Below are 456 nucleotides of genomic sequence, written 5' to 3'. Positions count from 1 at the left end.
GTCCAACTCTCAGATTATAAAGGGAAGAAAGTAATTCTCAACTTTTGGGCCACATGGTGCCCACCTTGTAAAGCAGAAATGCCACATATGCAATCTTTTTACGAAAAAAATAAAGACAAATGACATCGCCATTTTTAGCCGTCAAACGGAGGCGACGCGCCATGAAGAAAAAAATGTTAACATTCGCGATCTTAGCTTTAACTTTCGGCATCATCATCGTCAATGTTTGGAAACCCGACAATTAAAGCCGAATCAACTATACAACAAGAGGAAGTCAATTCAACCGAACCAATCGGGCTTTGAACCCGGAAAACATAACCACCTGATTTTGAATTGACGACGTTAACCGGAGAACAAGTCCAACTCTCAGATTATAAAGGGAAGAAAGTAATTCTCAACTTTTGGGCCACATGGTGCCCACCTTGTAAAGCAGAAATGCCACATATGCAATCTTTT

2 protein-coding genes are annotated in these 456 nt (G+C 40.6%); both read left to right on the top strand.

Going from position 1 to position 456, the window contains the following annotated elements:
* On the top strand, positions 1-123 hold a 123-nt coding region (locus CK486_RS17710), incomplete at its 5' end, for a TlpA disulfide reductase family protein (RefSeq protein WP_141248932.1).
* 210 nt (positions 124-333) lie between these two features.
* Positions 334-456, top strand: a 123-nt coding sequence (locus CK486_RS17705; protein WP_141248931.1) for a TlpA disulfide reductase family protein, incomplete at its 3' end; no start/stop codon positions are given.

The sequence above is a fragment of the Pseudomonas sp. HAR-UPW-AIA-41 genome (genome assembly GCF_002304225.1).
Lineage (GTDB): Bacteria > Pseudomonadota > Gammaproteobacteria > Pseudomonadales > Pseudomonadaceae > Aquipseudomonas.
This window is presented reverse-complemented; position numbering and strand designations above follow the sequence as displayed.